The 17,586-nt window shown below is 61.6% G+C and carries 17 protein-coding genes; 10 read left to right on the top strand and 7 right to left on the bottom strand.

The genetic code is table 11. The features are described 5' to 3' along the window. Positions 1–61: 61 nt before the first annotated feature. Positions 62–880 (bottom strand): TatD family hydrolase, encoded by an 819-nt coding sequence (locus tag WA145_RS01555; protein ID WP_422579872.1) that lies wholly within the window; start codon positions 878–880, stop codon positions 62–64. Between the two features lie 234 nt (positions 881–1,114). On the opposite strand from WA145_RS01555, the gene WA145_RS01550 reads away from it, so the two are divergent. Together WA145_RS01550 and WA145_RS01545 are read left to right on the top strand one after the other, a co-directional pair. Further along, complete coding sequence (locus WA145_RS01550) at positions 1,115–2,500, top strand: transglycosylase SLT domain-containing protein (protein ID WP_422579871.1); 1,386 nt, start codon at positions 1,115–1,117, stop codon at positions 2,498–2,500. A gap of 126 nt (positions 2,501–2,626) precedes the next feature. Then, positions 2,627–3,061: a DoxX family protein gene (locus WA145_RS01545; RefSeq protein WP_422579870.1), complete on the top strand. Its 435-nt coding sequence runs from the start codon at positions 2,627–2,629 to the stop codon at positions 3,059–3,061. Positions 3,062–3,112: 51 nt separating this feature from the next. On the opposite strand, the gene WA145_RS01540 is transcribed toward WA145_RS01545, so the two are convergent. Together WA145_RS01540 and WA145_RS01535 are read right to left on the bottom strand one after the other, a co-directional pair. Beyond that, a complete protein-coding gene (locus tag WA145_RS01540) occupies positions 3,113–4,135 on the bottom strand; it encodes a lipase secretion chaperone (RefSeq protein WP_422579869.1) in 1,023 nt (340 codons plus the stop codon). Between the two features lie 93 nt (positions 4,136–4,228). Then, positions 4,229–5,173: a triacylglycerol lipase gene (locus tag WA145_RS01535; protein ID WP_422579868.1), complete on the bottom strand. Its 945-nt coding sequence runs from the start codon at positions 5,171–5,173 to the stop codon at positions 4,229–4,231. Between the two features lie 543 nt (positions 5,174–5,716). Here WA145_RS01535 and WA145_RS01530 point away from each other — a divergent pair. The 3 genes from WA145_RS01530 to WA145_RS01520 all read left to right on the top strand — a co-directional run bounded on the left by WA145_RS01530 (position 5,717) and on the right by WA145_RS01520 (position 9,141). Further along, entirely contained in the window at positions 5,717–6,025 is a 309-nt protein-coding gene (locus WA145_RS01530; protein WP_422579867.1) for a class I SAM-dependent methyltransferase, read from the top strand. A 331-nt stretch (positions 6,026–6,356) separates the two neighbouring features. Beyond that, positions 6,357–7,844 carry a polyphosphate:AMP phosphotransferase gene (gene pap, locus WA145_RS01525; protein WP_422579866.1) on the top strand — a complete coding sequence of 496 codons (1,488 nt, stop codon included), beginning with the start codon at positions 6,357–6,359 and terminating at the stop codon, positions 7,842–7,844. A 112-nt stretch (positions 7,845–7,956) separates the two neighbouring features. Beyond that, on the top strand, positions 7,957–9,141 hold the full coding sequence (locus WA145_RS01520) for a thiolase family protein (protein ID WP_422579865.1): 1,185 nt from the start codon (positions 7,957–7,959) through the stop codon (positions 9,139–9,141). Positions 9,142–9,249: 108 nt separating this feature from the next. Here the strand turns inward: WA145_RS01520 and WA145_RS01515 are convergent, their stop codons facing one another. The 4 genes from WA145_RS01515 to WA145_RS01500 all read right to left on the bottom strand — a co-directional run bounded on the left by WA145_RS01515 (position 9,250) and on the right by WA145_RS01500 (position 12,914). Next, complete coding sequence (locus WA145_RS01515; protein ID WP_422579864.1) at positions 9,250–9,465, bottom strand: DUF6316 family protein; 216 nt, start codon at positions 9,463–9,465, stop codon at positions 9,250–9,252. Between the two features lie 311 nt (positions 9,466–9,776). Continuing rightward, entirely contained in the window at positions 9,777–10,397 is a 621-nt protein-coding gene (locus WA145_RS01510; RefSeq protein ID WP_422579863.1) for an NAD(P)H-dependent oxidoreductase, read from the bottom strand. Next, positions 10,390–11,784, bottom strand: a complete 1,395-nt coding sequence (locus tag WA145_RS01505) for a class II fumarate hydratase (RefSeq protein WP_422579862.1) — start codon at positions 11,782–11,784, stop codon at positions 10,390–10,392. The genes WA145_RS01510 and WA145_RS01505 overlap by 8 nt, the downstream gene beginning before the upstream one ends. A gap of 119 nt (positions 11,785–11,903) precedes the next feature. Next, on the bottom strand, positions 11,904–12,914 hold the full coding sequence (locus WA145_RS01500; protein WP_422579861.1) for a DUF2804 domain-containing protein: 1,011 nt from the start codon (positions 12,912–12,914) through the stop codon (positions 11,904–11,906). Positions 12,915–13,177: 263 nt separating this feature from the next. On the opposite strand from WA145_RS01500, the gene WA145_RS01495 reads away from it, so the two are divergent. The 5 genes from WA145_RS01495 (at position 13,178) to WA145_RS01475 (ending at position 17,571) form a co-directional block, all read left to right on the top strand. Then, positions 13,178–13,678 carry a DUF2059 domain-containing protein gene (locus WA145_RS01495; protein ID WP_422579860.1) on the top strand — a complete coding sequence of 167 codons (501 nt, stop codon included), beginning with the start codon at positions 13,178–13,180 and terminating at the stop codon, positions 13,676–13,678. Positions 13,679–13,690: 12 nt separating this feature from the next. Next, entirely contained in the window at positions 13,691–13,984 is a 294-nt protein-coding gene (locus tag WA145_RS01490) for a BolA family protein (protein ID WP_422579859.1), read from the top strand. Positions 13,985–14,226: 242 nt separating this feature from the next. Further along, complete coding sequence (locus WA145_RS01485; protein ID WP_422579858.1) at positions 14,227–15,165, top strand: rhodanese-related sulfurtransferase; 939 nt, start codon at positions 14,227–14,229, stop codon at positions 15,163–15,165. Positions 15,166–15,167: 2 nt separating this feature from the next. Beyond that, positions 15,168–15,800 (top strand): DsbA family protein, encoded by a 633-nt coding sequence (locus WA145_RS01480; protein ID WP_422579857.1) that lies wholly within the window; start codon positions 15,168–15,170, stop codon positions 15,798–15,800. Next, positions 15,793–17,571: an ABC transporter ATP-binding protein gene (locus WA145_RS01475; protein WP_422579856.1), complete on the top strand. Its 1,779-nt coding sequence runs from the start codon at positions 15,793–15,795 to the stop codon at positions 17,569–17,571. Before WA145_RS01480 ends, WA145_RS01475 begins: the two co-directional genes overlap by 8 nt. Positions 17,572–17,586 lie beyond the last annotated feature (15 nt).

The following is a 17,586-nucleotide window of genomic DNA, read 5'->3' as shown; positions in this document are numbered from 1 at the left end:
GTCGCTCAGCCTCACGCGGGATCTATTGATCCTTATCAACCGTACTGCGCTATTGGCCTAATTAGCTGGCTGCGCCCTTGAACGCGGGCAGCTTAAAGAAGGCCTGGGCCGCAGCGCTGGTATGGGCAGCCAGTAGCTGTTCGGTTTCACCACGGTGCTGCGCCACTTCACGCAACACCTCAACGAGAAAGGCCGGTTCATTACGGCCGCTCTTCGGTTTCGGCCGCAGGCTGCGCGGCAGCAGGAAGGGCGCGTCACTTTCCAGCATCAGGCGGCCACGGGGGATGTCCTTGACCAGTGGATGCAGATGGCTGCCGCGCCGCTCGTCGCAGATCCAGCCGGTGATGCCGATATGCAGGTCCAGATCCAGGTAGTTGAACAGTGCGCGCTTGTCCCCGGTAAAGCAGTGCACTACGGCCGCCGGCAGTTGGTCGCGGAAGTGCCGCAGGATCGCCAGCAGGCGCTCGTCGGCATCGCGCTCATGCAGAAACACCGGCAATTGCAGTTCCACCGCCAGGGCTAGTTGCTGCTCCAGAACCTGCTCCTGTTGCGGCCTGGGGGAAAAGTCGCGGTTGAAATCCAGCCCGCATTCGCCCACCGCGCGTACTCGGGGATCGGCCAGCAGGGCCTTGAGTTCGCTGTAGCTGTCGCTGTTCCAGCTGCTGGCGTCGTGGGGGTGCATACCGGCGGTACTGAACAAATGCTCGGCGCTGTTATCCAACTGCCGGCACAGCTCCAGGGCGTGCTGACTTTGCGCGAGGCTGGTGCCGGTCAGCAGCATTTGCTGAATGCCCGCCGCATAAGCGCGCGCGAGGAGTGCTTCGCGTTGTTCGGCAAAGCTTGGGTGAGTCAGATTGACGCCGATGTCGATGAGTTGCATGGTGCTACCTGCTGAATTGATTGGGCAGCATAACAGAGCTTTTTCAATAGATTAAAAATCAATAAATACAGTTACTTAAAGCCTATACATGATGTTGCGTATGATTGTTGGCTGGCATCCATGGGCGGGCTGTGCGACCCTCCGCGCCCCGCGCGAGGGATCAGTTGTCTTATACGCAGCCCTGCAGACCAGCCGCTGCACTGATCTATCGGTCTATCCCGTCTTGGAGCCTTGATGTTGCGAGTGCTGCTCACCTGCTGCCTATTGCTGCTGTCTTGCACAGCGGCGGCGCGCGTGGCTGGCCCACTGGAAGTCGAACAGCCCAAGGCCGCCCGTGATCTGGCAAGTATTCGCAGCAGTGGTGAATTGCGCGTGCTGGTCAACCAGAGCCGCAACAGCTCAGGTGAGGTCAAGGGCCAGAGCATTGGCGTCGAATACCAGCGCATGCGCGCCTTCGAGCAGTACCTCAACCGCAACTCGCGCGATGGCCGCACACTCAAGCTGAAGATCATCCCTCGCGCTAAGGATCAGCTGCTGGCCGCCTTGCAGCGCGGCGAGGGTGATCTGGTTGCTCCCGGTGAGCTGCTGCATATGCCGCGCGGCAGCAAGCTCAGTGCCAGCGCGGCGATCCGCAGCAATGTGCCGCTGATCATCGTCGCCAAACAGGGTAATCGGCGTTACCAGAGCCTCGATCAGCTCTCCGGACGTAGCCTGGCCTTACCCGCAGGCAGCGTGGCGGGTGAAGCGGTGCGGGCGCTTAACCAACGCCTGATCGACAGCCAGCGTTCGCCGATTGTCGTCGAGTGGGTCGACCCCAGCCTGGCGGTCGAGGATGTGCTGGAAATGGTCCAGGCCGGCATCTTCAGCGTGACGGCAGTCGAACAGCCGATTGCCGAGCGCTGGGCCAAGGTGATGCCCAAGCTGCGTCTGGATCGCCACCTGCAATTGACCAACGACGGTGATATGCGCTGGTACGTGCGCCGCGATACGCCCATGCTCGGCGCAAGCATCGACCGCTTTCTCAAGGGCTACCGCGACCCGGCGGATCAGGATGCGGCGTTCCAGCGCGTTTACCGGCGTCTGTACAAGGTGCATTACCCGCTGGGCCGCATCGAGCGTCAGCGTCTGGAAAAGGTTCGCCCGGTGCTACAGCGCTATGCCATTCAGCATAATTTCGATTGGCTGACCCTGGCTGCCGTGGCCTTTAAGGAATCCACCCTTAACCCGGCGGCGCGCGGGGCGGGTGGCGCCACCGGTCTGATGCAGATCACCCCGGCGGCGGCGCGCAGCGTGGGCGTGAGCAATATCAGCGTGCTGGAGAACAATGTGCAGGCCAGTGCCAAGTACCTGGCAATGATTCGGCGCAACTACTTCAACAGCCCGCAGCTCAATGAGCGCGAGCGTATGGCCTTTATCCTGGCCGGCTACAACATGGGTCCGCAGCGGGTACAAAGCCTACGGGCGGAGGCACGCCGACGCGGTCTGAACCCCAACCAGTGGTTTTTTCAGGTGGAGCGGGTGGCGATGGAGCAGATGGGCATGGGCGTGGTCAGCTATGTGAATAGCGTGAACAAGTACTACCTTGCCTATGACCGTGAGCGCTATTTGTTGGAGCCCTAGCGCGCAGGTTGAGAGTGATTATTTATTGGTTTATTCGATAATTTAAAGCGATTTTATCCGATTTAATCATTCGATAATTGGTTTAATATCCATTCCATCAACTCCCCACTACAAGGACTGCTGCACATGAACGCTCTGATCAAATCTGTTGTTGCAACCCAAGCTGGCTATGGCCTCACCGTGCTGCGCATCATCGCCGGCATCACCTTTGCCGCCCATGGCGCGCAGAAGCTGTTTGGCTGGTTTGGCGGTTACGGCCTGGAAGGTGTCGGCCAGTGGATGGAAAGCATCGGCCTGGCGCCGGGCTACCTGTTGGCACTGATGGCCGGTAGCGCCGAGTTCTTTGGTGGTCTGGCGCTGATCATCGGTCTGCTGGCGCGCCCAGCCGCCGCAGTGCTGGCGCTGACCATGGTGGTGGCGATTGTCACGGTACACCTGGCCAACGGTTTTTTTATGAGCAACAACGGTTATGAGTTCGCCCTGGCGCTCTTGGCGATCAGCGTAGCGATCCTGGTCGAAGGCGCCGGCAAGCTGTCGCTGGACAAGCGCATCGCCAGCTAAGCGACTCGGCAGCAGCCAGCAAAAAGCCCACTTCGGTGGGCTTTTTGCGTTTCAGGCGTCTGGTTTGTTCTTTGTCGCCAGCTGCTCGGCAGCTTCCAGGCGCAGTTGTTCGCGCTCATCGAAGTTTTCCGCGGCCAGTTGGGCGATGGCAGCACGTTTGTCGCTGGCGCTTATACCGGGGTTGTTCTCGATGGCGGCTTTTGCAGCGCTGTACTGGGCGATGCGCTTTTTCCAGGTTTGCCGCTGTTGGTCGAGCACTTCGAGGCGCTGGGTGGCTTCGGCGCCGACCAGTTGCTGACGCAGCCGGCGGATCTGTTCCGGTTTGGCGCCGGCGGCCTGCAATTGCGCGGTTTGCTGGCGCAGTTCGTTCTGCAGTTGTGGCAGCACGGTGTCCTGCATCTCGGCGGGCAGGCTGTTGCGCAATTGCTCGACAGCGGCGGCTTTGCCGGCATCGTTCAGCTGGCTGTTCTGCACAATTGCCAGGCGCTGCAGGGTGAACAGGTTGTAAGCCTCTTCGCGGGCAAAGAACGCCTGCTGCGTTTGGCTATCGAAGATCCGCGCGCGCAGCGCCTGCACGGCGGCCTCGCGCTGGCGTAGGGCATCCAGATTGGCCAGCTGCGGCAGGTCGCGCTCGAGCAGCACCAGTTCGCGTTTGTAGTCGAGGTACTGGTTGAGCAAGGCCAGGGCCTGCTCGCGGGCATTGGCCGGCAGCTCTGCGGCGATATAGGCGCGCAGCCGCTCGACGCTGGTGCGCAGCGGTTCTTCACCGGCTGCGGCAAGGAAATAATCGAAGATCCGCCGGATGTCTTCGCTGATCAGCAGATTGCCGTCTGCGTCCAGGCGAAACACGCCATCCACCTTGGTGCCGCCGAATGAGGCGGGCAGGGTTTTTAATGGGTCTGCCTTGGTCTGCGCGCCGGATTGGCCTGGTGTGGCAGGCGGCGTATCCGTGCGTTGTAGGGGGTGTGACGAAGCGCCGCTGAGCGGCGCGGGAATATCCACGGGTTGCAGGTAAAGCGCCAGCGCCAGGCCGGCGGCGAACAAAAGCGGGGAGAGCAGCAGAAGTTTTTTCACAGGCATTCTTCATGTGTACAGGCGGGTCAGGCGGATTCAGGCGAGACGCGGTGGCAGAACACTGGGGGCTACATGCAGCCCCCAGTGAGGCGGTTACAGACCGTCGTTTTTCAGGCGGTTGGCATGTTGCCGATAGACTGTGACCGGGTCGGTCTCGAACAGGCTGGTCAGCCCCAGGGTCTGGTTGACCTCATCAAGGTGGTTCATCCGGTAGTTGTCGCGGATCACCTTGCCCATGCGCGAGCTGCAGCGGCCAACCAGGCCATCGTTGGCTTCGCCATTGAAGGTCAGCGCGGTGGCGCCCAGCAGCAGGTCGCTCGGGTCGATAATGTTGGTCACCGGGCTGGTGCCGCTCCAAGAGTAGTAGCGCACGCCATTGACGCTGTAGGCACCTTCACCGCAGGCGGTGGTGGGAATGCCCTGCGGGAATTTGGCGTTGAAGCGCGCCGCGCCTTCACTGTTGAGCGACTCCAGCGCGCCCAGGGCGTTCTGCGGGCTGGTGCTGGAACTGCCGGATAGGAAGTTGATCAGTGTGCCGAGGCCATTGACTATGCCTGCGAGCAAGGTTTCCCCGGCGGAACCGGGTGGCACCTGGCGGATAAAGTCGGCCGTGGCTGAGCCTTTGTGCGGTGCGCCGACGCTGGTGGCCGAAGCAATCAGATTGGGGCTGACGGCGGCGACATAGCGAATGGTCGGGCCGCCATGGCTATGGCCGATCAGGTTGACCTTGGGCTTGCCGCTGATGGCGACAATCTCTTCCACTTGGGCCAGCAGCTCTTCGCCGCGCGCTTCCGAGGTGTTTAGCTGGCTGACCTCGGTGATGTACACGCTGGCGCCGTCGCGGCGCAGTGCGGCAGGGATGCCGTACCAGTAATCGACCCCAAGGATGCTGTCGAAACCGAGCATGCCGTGGGCCAGTACGACTGGGTATTGGGTCTGGGTGTAGCCGGAGGAGCCGAACCAGAAGGCGTAAGTGTTGCTGGAGGCCAGTAAACCGGCACCCAGGCAGAGGGCGAGCAGGGTTTTATTGTTGTTCATTGGTGCTCTCACTAGGGTTGATCGGGCAGTTCAAGGCGATCCATGCAGCCACAACGCCCATCCTGAGGCGTGTACATCAGCCCAAGGGTATTGGCAGAAAGCATGCCAGTAGCCGCAAACAGCCGTGTAGCGCTCTGTCACGGGCATTACATCGTGGCTGTGCGCAACCCGTTGTCGGCGCAGTACTGCAGGTTTGTTACGGGGTGAAACGGCGCATGCCTGGATTCAGGCCCCATATGCAGGGTCGGCCGCCCGCATGCCGGCGGTAAAACGCCAGGCGAGCAGGTCGATCAGTCGCGCCACCAGTCAAAGGTTGGGGGCTGCGACATGGCTGCAGCAGTGCGCCTTGACAGTGCTGCGCGGGCTTCTCTAGGATGCCGCCCCATGCGCCGATTTAAACAGCTACTTGCGGGGCGCCGGGTGACCTGCTGATTGCAGCGCCCTGAGAAGCACTCTTCGGAGGCTTTGAAATTCCGCTAAAGCGCTGGTTCGGTGTCGCCTCTCACCGCTGCCCAGCGGACTCAATGAGGCGGAGACATATCGATGCACTGTCCCCAACCGCTTATTCGTCTGGCCCCGATCACCTCCGGACTGGCCCTGCACAATCCGAAAATCCTTCTTGGCGGCAGCCACCAGCCGACCCTGCTGCGCTACCTCGACGGCTGGCCCAAGCGCTGGCCGGGGCCGCGGACCTTTTTGATCCATTTTGTTCACGATGGCGAATCCCTGGCGCGTTTTCCCAGCAATCACTTCGATATGGCGGTGATCCAGGCGCCAACGGCCGCGCAGTTGGAGGAGACCGTGCGCCAGCTGACGCGGGTGGCCAGGCAGGGGTTAATCACCCGGCGCTGACAGGCCGTTGAGAAACTACCTGCGTTGGCAATACTGCGTTGAAAGCGGCCTCACAGCCGAAGGCTGAACGTGCTTTAGCACGGCCCAGAAGGGGTGAGCAAAGCGAATCAAATGCTCATTTACAGCATGTAAACTCCGCTTTTGACTCACTACGTTCGCCCTGCGGGCCAGCCTGCGGCTGTTACTCCGCTGTGCTGCGTAGCGGCCGCTTTCGCCTTGTCTTGCCTGCCTCGCCTACGTTTTCAACGGCCTGCAAGTTGAATCCCACAACGGCTTGGCCAAAGCCGCTGCCGATCCGCTAGGCTCAATCGATATTGTCAGGGAGTGGGCTATGTTCGAATCCGCCGAAATCGGCCGCAGCATCGATAAAGACACCTTTGAAGCCGAGGCTCCGGCGCTGCGCGAAGCACTGCTGGAGGCGCAGTATGAGCTGCAGCAGCAGGGGCGTTTTGCCGTGCTTATCCTGATCAACGGGATCGAAGGGGCGGGTAAGGGTGAAACGGTCAAACTGCTCAACGAGTGGATGGACGCGCGGCTGATTCAGGTCAACACCTTCGATCAGCAGACCGATGAGGAGCTGGCGCGGCCGCCGGCCTGGCGCTACTGGCGGCAACTGCCGCCCAAGGGGCGTATCGGCATCTTCTTCGGTAATTGGTACAGCCAGATGCTGCAGGGGCGGGTGCACGGGCGGATCAAGAATGCCGTGCTCGACCAGGCCATCGACAGCACCCTGGGGCTGGAGCGCATGCTCTGCGATGAGGGCACGCTGATTTTCAAGTTCTGGTTTCATCTGTCCAAGCAGCAGATGAAGGCGCGCCTCAAGGCCCTGCAGGACGACCCGCTGCACAGCTGGCGGATCAGCCTGCTGGACTGGCAACAGTCGAAAACCTACGACAAGTTCGTGCGAGTCGGCGAGCGTGTACTGCGCCGCACCAGCCGTGATTACGCGCCTTGGTACGTGGTGGAGGGTGTGGACGAGTATTACCGCAGCCTGACGGTCGGGCGCATCCTGCTCGATGGCCTGCAAGCCGCACTAAGGGCGCAAAGCCAGCCGCTGCCACACCCACATGCGGCGCCGCTGACTTCCAGCCTGGATGAACGCGGACTGATCGACAGCCTGGACATGAGCCAGGCGCTGGACAAGGACAGCTACAACGCGCAACTGGTGATTGAGCAGGCGCGACTGTCCAGCCTGATGCGCGACAAGCGCATGCGCCGTCATTCGCTGATCGCCGTATTCGAAGGCAACGATGCGGCGGGCAAGGGCGGGGCGATTCGCCGGGTGATTGGCGCGCTCGATCCTCGTCAGTACCGCATCGTCCCGGTTGCCGCGCCAACCGAAGAAGAACGTGCGCAGCCCTACCTGTGGCGCTTCTGGCGGCATATTCCGCCGCGCGGCAAGTTCACCGTATTTGATCGCTCCTGGTATGGCCGGGTGCTGGTGGAGCGGGTCGAGGGCTTTTGCAGCGCCGGCGACTGGCTGCGTGCCTATGGCGAGATCAATGACTTCGAGGAGCAGCTCTGCGAAGCCGGTGTGGTGCTGGTGAAGTTCTGGCTGTCGATTGATCAGCAGACCCAGCTGGAGCGCTTCAAGGCCCGTGAGCAGACCCCCTTCAAGCGTTTCAAGATTACCGAAGAAGACTGGCGCAACCGCGACAAGTGGCCGCTGTACCGCGATGCGGTGGGCGATATGGTCGACCGCACCAGTACGCAAATCGCGCCCTGGACGCTGGTGGAGGCCAATGACAAGCGCTTTGCCCGGATCAAGGTGCTGCGTACGATCAATCAGGCGCTTGAAGCTGCGTTCGGCAAAGACTGATCACATGGACAACAGGATGGTCGCGCATACGGCTGATGAATGATCATCGCTGAGGGAGATTGTCCGGCTTTATTCTTGTTGGCAACTCAACCCAATAACAATGAGGTGCGACATGCGTGAAGTGGTGATCGTTGACAGCGTACGGACTGGTTTGGCCAAGTCCTTCCGTGGCAAGTTCAATCTGACCCGTCCAGACGACATGGCGGCTCATTGCGTCAATGCGCTGCTGGCACGCAGCGGTATCGACCCGGCGCTGGTGGATGATTGCATTGTCGGCGCCGGCTCCAATGAAGGCGCCCAGGGCATGAACATCGGCCGCAACGTGGCGGTGCTGTCCGGCCTGGGCACCCACGTGGCCGGCATGACCCTCAACCGTTTCTGCTCCTCGGGCCTGCAGGCCATCGCGATTGCTGCCAACCAGGTGGCGTCCGGCTGCAGTGATGTGATCGTGGCGGGCGGCGTCGAGTCGATCACCATGACCCTCAAGAGCATGAACACGCAGAACCTGTTCAACCCGCTGCTGCAAAAAGAGGTGCCGGGTATCTATTACCCCATGGGCCAGACTGCCGAGATCGTTGCCCGTCGTTATAACGTCAGCCGCGAGGCGCAGGACGCCTACGCCCTGCAGAGCCAGCAGCGCACCGCGCGAGCTCAGGCCGAAGGCTTGTTCGACGATGAAATCGTGCCGATGCCCGTCAAGTACCAGGTCGAAGACAAGGCCAGCGGTGAAAAGAGCATCGTCGACGGCATCGTCGCTCACGACGACTGCAACCGCGCCGATACCACCCTGGAAAGCCTGGCCGCGCTCAAACCGGTATTTGCCGATGACGGTTCGGTGACCGCCGGCAATGCCTCACAGCTGTCCGATGGCGCCTCGATGACCCTGGTGATGAGCCTGGAAAAAGCCATCGAGCTGGGCCTCAAGCCGCTGGCGTTCTTCCGTGGTTTTGTTGCCGCGGGTTGCGAGCCGGACGAGATGGGTATCGGCCCGGTGTTCTCGGTGCCCAAGCTGCTCAAGGCCAAGGGCCTGAGCATTGCCGATATCGACCTGTGGGAACTCAATGAGGCGTTTGCCTCGCAGTGTCTGTACGCCCGCGATCGTCTGGAAATCGACAACGCCAAGTACAACGTCAACGGCGGCTCGATCTCCATCGGCCACCCGTTCGGCATGACCGGTTCGCGCCAGGTCGGCCACCTGGTGCGTGAGCTGCAGCGGCGCCAGCTGCGCTACGGCATCGTCACCATGTGTGTGGGCGGCGGCATGGGTGCAACCGGGTTGTTTGAAGCGGCTGGTTAAAGGTAATTATCAAACCTGCAAGCATAAAAACGGTGCAGCTGGGCTGCGCCGTTTTTTGTTTGGAGCCAGTTCTTGAGGCTAATTTGCTTGGGCCAGCAGTTCAGTGACTCAAGAGCTGATGTTTGCGCGTCTGGAGAGTGCGCTGGCGACCTGCATACGATGTATATAAGCATCTACGCCGTGTATAGCGTCGACACGGGTGAAGAAGGGGCCTTCCAGACTGCCCTCCCGGGTTGAGAAGAAGTACTGGCCATTGACGGCAGTCACTCGCTCGCTGCGGTAATGTGTGCCTGGGCTTGGATCTACGTTGCGTGCACCGAACATGCTCAACCCTCCGACGATAAGCCAATCTCTTGAGTCTAATCACAACTCGAATTGCAACGGGAGTTGGCGACAGATGGTCGATTTTTTGGGGTTTTTCTGAATATTGGCGCCATTTTTTGGAAATTGACGTCAGCCTTATGGCGATAACCTGCGCCGTATAGGTACGGCGTTGCGGTATAGCCGAATTGCACTGTGGCTGTTGCGCTTGCCGGTACCTGCTTGGCTGCTGCAGTTTGAATGCCTCAGTGGCCGATGACGGTGCCGGTGCTGCTTGCCGCTGGGCACTGATCTAAGAGGTTCTGATTAGGGCTTCAGGCGCGCACGCCCAGTGCTTCAGCCCTGCGCAGCCAGCTCTGGCGCTGCTCTTCGGATGAAGGGCGCACCGGGGCGAATTCGGCCAGGCGGCGGGTTTTTATCCCGCTGAAACCGAGGATGGTGCGGGTCATCTGCCGATGCCCGGGCGCGCCGTAGATCCAGCGGAAGTACCAGGGCGGTGTATCCATGGTCACCAGCAGATCGGCGGTGCGTCCTGTCAGCAGTTTGTCCCAGAGTGGCGAGCGGTTGCGGTACTTGAAGGCAAAACCTGGCAGAAAGGTGCGGTCGAAAAAACCCTTGAGCAGCGCGGGAATGCCGCCCCACCAGACCGGGTAGACGAACACCAGGTGCTCGGCCCAGTGAATCTGCCGCTGCGCTTCCAGCAGGTCAGGTTCCAGGGTCTGGCTCTGTTCGTAACCGTCGCGCAGCACTGGGTCATAGCTCATTTCGCCCAGTTTCAGCTGACGCACCACGTGGCCCTTGCTGCGCGCGCCCTGGGCATAGGCTTCACCCAGGGCATGGCACAAACTGTTGCCTTTCGGCGTGCCGAGAATCATCAGGATGCGTTTGCCGTCACCTTCCAGTGGTGTTGCCCCGCTCTTTGCCGCTTCACTCATGTTGACCAGCCTCCAGCATATTTTCAGGACGCACCCAGGCGTCGAACTGCTCATTGCTCAGATAGCCCAGTTGCAGCGCTGCTTCACGCAGGGTGGTGCCATCCTGATAGGCCTGCTTGGCGATCTGTGCGGCCTTGTCGTAGCCGATATGCGGGTTGAGTGCAGTGACCAGCATCAGGCCACGTTCCAGGTGTTCGGCCATTTTTTCCGTATCGGGTTGTAGGCCAGCTACGCAGTGCCGCTGGAAGTTATGACAGCCGTCGGCCAGCAAGCGTATCGATTGCAGCAGGTTATGAATGATCACCGGCTTGAACACATTGAGCTGCAGATGGCCCTGGCTGGCGGCAAAGCTGATTGTGCTGTCATTACCCAGCACCTGACAGGCCAGCATCGACAGCGCCTCGCATTGGGTGGGGTTGACCTTGCCCGGCATGATCGAGCTGCCAGGCTCATTAGCCGGCAAACGCACCTCGGCAAAGCCGGCGCGCGGGCCGGAGCCTAGCAAACGCAGGTCATTGGCCAGTTTCATCAGGGCCACCGCGAGGGTTTTCAAGGCGCCCGACAGCGCCACCAGCGGCTCGTGGCCGGACAGAGCGGCGAATTTGTTGGGCGCGCTGACCAGCGGCAGACCACTCAAGGCGGCTAACTCTGCAGCCATAGCCTCGGCAAAGCCTTGCGGTGAGTTCAAGCCGGTGCCGACGGCCGTACCGCCCTGGGCCAGTTCGCAGACGGCCGGCAGGGCGGCCTGGATTACTCGTTCGGCATAACCCAACTGCGCGACAAAGGCCGACAGCTCCTGGCCGAAGGCCATGGGCGTGGCGTCCATCATATGCGTGCGCCCGGTCTTGAGCAGGCGCGCATGGCGCTCGGCCTGTTCCTGCAAACCGTCGCGTAGTTCGTGCAGAGCGGGCAGCAGCTGCTGTTTTACGGCCTGCACGGCAGCGATATGCATGGCGGTGGGGAAGCTGTCGTTGGAGCTTTGCGCGCGGTTGACGTGATCGTTAGGGTGCACCGGCGTCTTGCCGCCACGGCCGCTGCCGGCCAGCTCATTGGCGCGCCCAGCGATCACTTCATTGACGTTCATATTGCTTTGCGTGCCGCTGCCGGTCTGCCAGACCACCAGGGGGAACTGCTCATCGTGCTGGCCGGTCAGTACTTCATTGGCGGCCTGCTCGATCAGCCGGGCCAGGTCGGCCGGCACTTCACCGATACGCTGGTTGACCCGCGCGGCCGCCTTCTTGATCAGTGCCAGGGCATACACCACTGGCAAGGGCATGCGCTCCTGGCCGATGGCGAAATTGATCAGCGAGCGCTGGGTCTGCGCGCCCCAGTAGGCTTCATCGGGTACGTCGATGGGACCCAGGCTGTCGGTTTCAGTGCGGCTCATGGTGGCTCTCCTGCTGGTTGCGCGTGCAGCACGCAGACTCCCAGGCCGGTGAATGTCAGTCTGGGCGTATTTCAGCTTAGGTCGCTATGCATCAGCAGAGGTTCAACATCGATGGTCAATTACCAGCGGGCGCGGGTTTCACCGAGCCAGCCGAGGGCGTTGCTGACCGGCACGCGCTCACCCTCTGGGCCGCGCAAAACGCCCTCGAAATGGCCGAACCACTGCTGCGTATCGGCATAGAACGGCCCGAGCCGGCGGTAGGCCTGGTGGCGCTGGCGTGGGGTGAAGGTCAGCTGCACGGCATCATCCGGGCTGCGCAGTTGCCAGGGCGCCAGCGGGTTGTGCTGTGCCTGGGTAATGGCGATGGGCGCATCCAGGTGCTGCAGCTCGCCGCCAAACCACAGGGTGTTTTCCGATAGACCGCTGTGGTCCGTCCAGCCCGCGCCGAAGTTACCGGCGATACCGCCGGGCGCAGCAAAGGCGGCGCGGGTCCAGTGGCTGTTGAGTGGCCAGACGCCACGACCGCAATCGAGCGCGGCAAAGCTGTGCCCGGCGACGCAGTTGTACTGCTGTGTGCCCAGCTGCACGCTGCCAGTGCAGGGCAGGCCCAGCTGGCGGCTGGTGGCGTGAAAGCTGCGCGGGCCAAGCGGGGCGACCAGATTGACCGAGTCCAGGTGGGCAGGGCGCTGAATATCCAGGGCTACCTGTAGCGGTTGCCCGCCAAGCTCTGACGCATTGATGATGATGCGCGTGCGCCCGGTGTGTTCAGCCACCCGCAGTTGCAGGCGTGGGTGGTTGAATGCGTGGCTGGCCTGCGGCTGATCTGGCAGCTCGCAGCCCCGGCCGAACAGGCGGTACTGGCTGTAGGCGACGGACTGACCGCTTTGCAGATCAAGGAAGTAGGCAGCGGCATAACCCAGGTAGTCGAGGTCGGCCTGGGTAAACGAGAGCACCCACTGCGGGGTGGTGATGCACCAATGGTTCCAGCGTTTACGCCGGCCGAAGTGCCCGGGTATCGCACAATCGACCACGGGTCTGGGCGACCAGCCGATGGCCTGCGGGTTGAGTCGGCCATGGCTATCGCACAATGCGATGGTGGCAAGAGGCTCTGGGTGAGTGAAGCTGTTCATCGACACGTCCATGTGTGGTTGGTGCCTCACCTAGCGGGTTTAGGCACACTCAAGCAGAAGATGGCTTATCTGGTCGAGCATGCACAGGCGTTAGCCGGCTCGGCAAGTGCTGGCATTTTGGCCTTTAAGCAGACAGTGCGCCAGTGCACGGTTGCAGTGTGAGTTGGTTGGCGTGCTCACTGACTTGAGTGTGACCCGCGCTTGGGCACAAAATGCCGGCAGTTGAGTCCAACAGCACTCATTCCCTTTCTCAGGAGTAGTACATGTCACGTTTACCTGCCTTTTGCGCTGCCTTAATACTGACGTGTGGTAGTGCTCAGGTGCTCGCCGATGCCAAGAGCCACGCCGCCGACGCCGAGCGCTTCCTGCTGCTGGCCCGTGCCGACAAGCTGGCGGTACCGGTGTATGCCCAGGTGCAGCAGATGTTTGCCCAGCGTTTTGCCGAGAGCAACGCACCGCAGAGCGAGAAGGCCGTGCTGGAAACCTATCAGGCCCAGGCCAATGCCGCGCTTGAACAGGCCGTGGGCTGGGACAAGCTCAAGCCGGATATGGTCAAGCTCTACACCAGCAACTTCACCGAGCAGGAAATGCAGGACCTGATTCGTTTCTATGAGTCGCCGCTGGGCAAGAAAGTCCTGGAAAAGATGCCGACACTGACCGCACAGTCGGCGCAGCTGACCCAGGGCAAGTTGGAAGCTGCCGTGCCCAAGGTCAACCAGTTGCTGGCGGAAATGACCGGCAAACTGACCCCGAAAAAGCCCTGAGTGACAGTTCCCATGCCGAAAATCGATCTGTTGCAAGCCGCTCTGGCGAGCCTGCAACCCCAGCACCTCGACGTGCTGGATGAAAGCCATATGCACAGCCGGGGTCTGGAAACCCATTACAAGGCGGTGGTCGTCAGCCAGCAATTCGCCGGCCTGAACGCCGTCAAACGCCATCAGAAGGTCTATGCCGCGGTTGGTGAGCTGATGGGCCAGATCCATGCCCTGGCGCTGCACACCTACACCCCAGATGAATGGTCGCAGCAGGGCGTGGCGCCGGCGTCACCGACCTGCAAGGGCGGCCACTGAGGCAATTGGCCCCTACACGCCAGGCTTGAAGAAACGTAAACTGCGCATCCCGCCGGCCTAGCGCCGGCGGTTTTGTTTGTGGCCTGCCAGCCATGGCGGCCACCCCTGCGGAGCCGTCGCGGAGCGACGTCAAAAATTGCTCCAGACAATTTTTTGTGGTCCGCCAGCCTTTTAAAGTTGCAGCTGGCCATTTTTATATTCCAGTCCGCCCTTTACGTGGGCGACTACTGAAGGACATGTCCATGACTGACAAGATCGTTGTCGCCGCGCTGTATAAATTCGTTTCCCTGCCTGACTTCCATGCCCTGCGCGAGCCACTGCTGCAAGCCATGCTGGAAAATGGCATCAAAGGCACCTTGCTGATTGCCGAAGAAGGCATCAATGGCACCGTCTCCGGCTCGCGCGCCGGTATCGATGGCCTGCTGGCCTGGTTTGGTTTGGATGCGCGTCTGGCCGATATCGATCACAAGGAATCCTACTGCGATGAACAGCCGTTCTATCGCACCAAGGTCAAGCTGAAAAAGGAAATCGTCACCCTGGGCGTTGAGGGGGTTGATCCCAACAGCAAGGTCGGCACCTATGTCGAGCCCAAGGACTGGAATGCGCTGATCTCGGACCCCGAAGTGCTGCTGATCGATACCCGCAACGATTACGAGGTGTCGATTGGCACCTTCGAAGGCGCGGTAGACCCGAAGACCAAGTCGTTCCGCGAGTTCCCCGAGTACATCAAGGCGCATTTCGACCCAGCCAAGCACAAGAAAGTCGCCATGTTCTGCACCGGCGGCATCCGCTGCGAGAAGGCCTCCAGCTATATGCTCGGTGAAGGGTTTGCGGAGGTATTCCACCTCAAAGGCGGCATCCTCAAGTACCTGGAAGAAGTGCCGCAGGAACAGACCAAGTGGCGGGGCGACTGCTTCGTTTTCGATAACCGCGTCACCGTGCGTCACGACCTCAGCGAAGGCGATTACGACCAGTGCCACGCCTGCCGCACGCCGGTGTCGGTGGAAGATCGTCAGTCCGAGCTGTATACCCCGGGCGTCAGTTGCCCGCACTGCTGGGACTCGCTGCCAGAGAAAACCCGCGCCGGCGCCCGCGAGCGCCAGCGGCAGATCGAGCTGGCAAAAGAGCGCAATCAGCCACATCCACTGGGCTACAACCCCCGACTAAACCGCGAGGCTTAAGCATGCACGCACGCCTGCTCTATGTGATGGACCCGATGTGTTCCTGGTGCTGGGGCTTTGCCCCGGTGCTCGAGTCCCTCGCCGAGCAGGCCGCGGCGGCGGGCGTTGGCCTGCAGCTGGTGCTGGGCGGCCTGCGCCGTGATGGTGTGGCCATCGATGCGGCCGCTCGCGTGCGTTACCTGGGCTACTGGCAGGCGGTGAATGCCAGCACGGGGCAGCTGTTCAACTTCAACGAGGGCCTGCCCGAAGGCCTGGTCTACGACACCGAGCCGGCCTGCCGTGCATTGGTCACGGCGCGCAACCTGGCCCCCGAGCTGGTCTGGCCGCTGGCACAGTTGATCCAGCGCGCGTTCTATACCGAAGGCGTGGATGTCACCCGGGCCAGTGTGCTGGTGGACTTGGCTGAGCAAGCGGGCATCCCGCGCATCGTGTTTGCCGAAGCCTTCGACAGCGCCGCGCAACGCGCCGCCACTGCCGCCGATGTCAGTTGGGTGCAGGACCTGGGCATCGCCGGCTTTCCCACCCTGTTGGCCGAACGCAACGGCCAGCTGGCGCTGCTGACCAACGGTTATCAACCCCTGGAAGTGCTGCAGCCCTTGCTGGCGCGCTGGCTGGAGCGGGTTGGCCATGCCTGATCGTTTGAGTTGGGCGGAAATTCGCCGGCTGGCCCTGCAACATAAAAAAGCCCTGATCCTGGCCAATCTGGTTGCTGTTCTGGCCACCCTGTGCAGTGTGCCGATCCCGCTGCTGCTGCCGCTGCTGGTCGACGAAGTGCTGCTCAACGACGGTGACGCCGCGCTCAAGGTGATGGACAACTTCCTGCCGGCCCACTGGGAAACCGCCGCCGGCTATATCGGCCTGATGCTGGTGCTGACCCTGTTTCTGCGCGGTGGCGCGCTGATCTTCAACGTGCTGCAGGCGCGATTGTTCGCCCGCTTGTCGAAGGACATCGTCTACCGCATTCGTATTCGCCTGATCGAGCGGCTCAAGCGGATTTCCCTTGGCGAATACGAAAGCCTCGGCGGCGGCACCGTGACCACTCACCTGGTCACCGATCTGGACACCCTGGACAAATTCGTCGGCGAAACCCTGAGCCGCTTTCTGGTGGCGGTGCTGACCCTGGCCGGCACCTCGGCGATCCTGATCTGGATGCACTGGCAGTTGGCGTTGCTGATCCTGCTGTTCAACCCGCTGGTGATCTACGCCACGGTGCAGTTGGGCAAACGGGTCAAACACCTGAAAAAGCTGGAAAACGACAGCACCTCACGCTTTACCCAGGCGCTCACCGAAACCCTCGAAGCAATTCAGGAAATCCGTGCCGGCAATCGTCAGGGCTTCTTCCTCGGCCGCTTGGGTGGCCGCGCCAAGGAAGTACGCGACTACGCCGTGGCCTCGCAGTGGAAAACCGATGCCTCGAATCGTGCCAGCGGCCTGCTGTTCCAGTTTGGTATCGACGTGTTCCGCGCCGCCGCCATGCTCACCGTGCTGTTCTCCGACCTGTCGATCGGCCAGATGCTCGCGGTGTTCAGTTACCTGTGGTTTATGATCGGTCCGGTCGAGCAGCTGCTCAGCCTGCAATATGCCTTCTACGCTGCCGGTGGCGCTTTGAGCCGGATCAACGAGCTGCTGGCGCGCCAGGACGAACCGCAGTATCCCGGCCGCGTCGACCCGTTCAAGGGCCGCGACACCGTGGGCATCGAGGTTAGCGGGCTGACCTTCGCCTATAACGACGAACCGGTGCTCAACCAGCTCAACCTGAGCATTGCACCCGGTGAGAAGGTCGCCATCGTCGGTGCCAGCGGTGGTGGTAAGAGCACCCTGGTGCAGCTATTGCTCGGCCTGTATACGCCGCAGGCTGGGATCATCCGCTTCGGCGGCAGCAGCCAGGAAGAAATCGGCCTGGAAGCGGTGCGCGAGCATGTGGCGGTGGTGCTGCAGCATCCGGCGCTGTTCAACGACACGGTGCGCGCCAACCTGTGTATGGGCCGCGAACGCGCGGATGACGCCTGCTGGCGCGCGTTGGAAATCGCCCAACTGGCCGACACCATTCGCGGCTTGCCGCAGGGCCTGGACAGTATCGTCGGCCGCTCCGGCGTGCGCCTGTCCGGTGGCCAGCGTCAGCGTCTGGCGATTGCCCGCATGGTGCTGGCCGAGCCGAAAGTGGTGATTCTCGATGAAGCCACCTCGGCCCTGGATGCCGCCACCGAATACGCCTTGCACCAGGCGCTCAATCAATTTCTGCATGGCCGCACCACACTGATCATCGCCCACCGCCTGAGTGCGGTGAAACAGGCGGATCGGGTGCTGGTATTCGACGGCGGTAGCATCGCCGAAGACGGCGGCCATCAGCAGCTGATTGCCGAGGGCGGGCTGTACGCCAAGCTCTATGGACATTTGCAGCATTAGCCCGATCTTGTTGGA

Source organism: Pseudomonas sp. (assembly GCF_049301935.1).
GTDB lineage: Bacteria > Pseudomonadota > Gammaproteobacteria > Pseudomonadales > Pseudomonadaceae > Aquipseudomonas.
The sequence above is the reverse complement of the archived record's forward strand: the minus strand, read 5'-3'. Positions and strand labels throughout refer to the sequence as shown.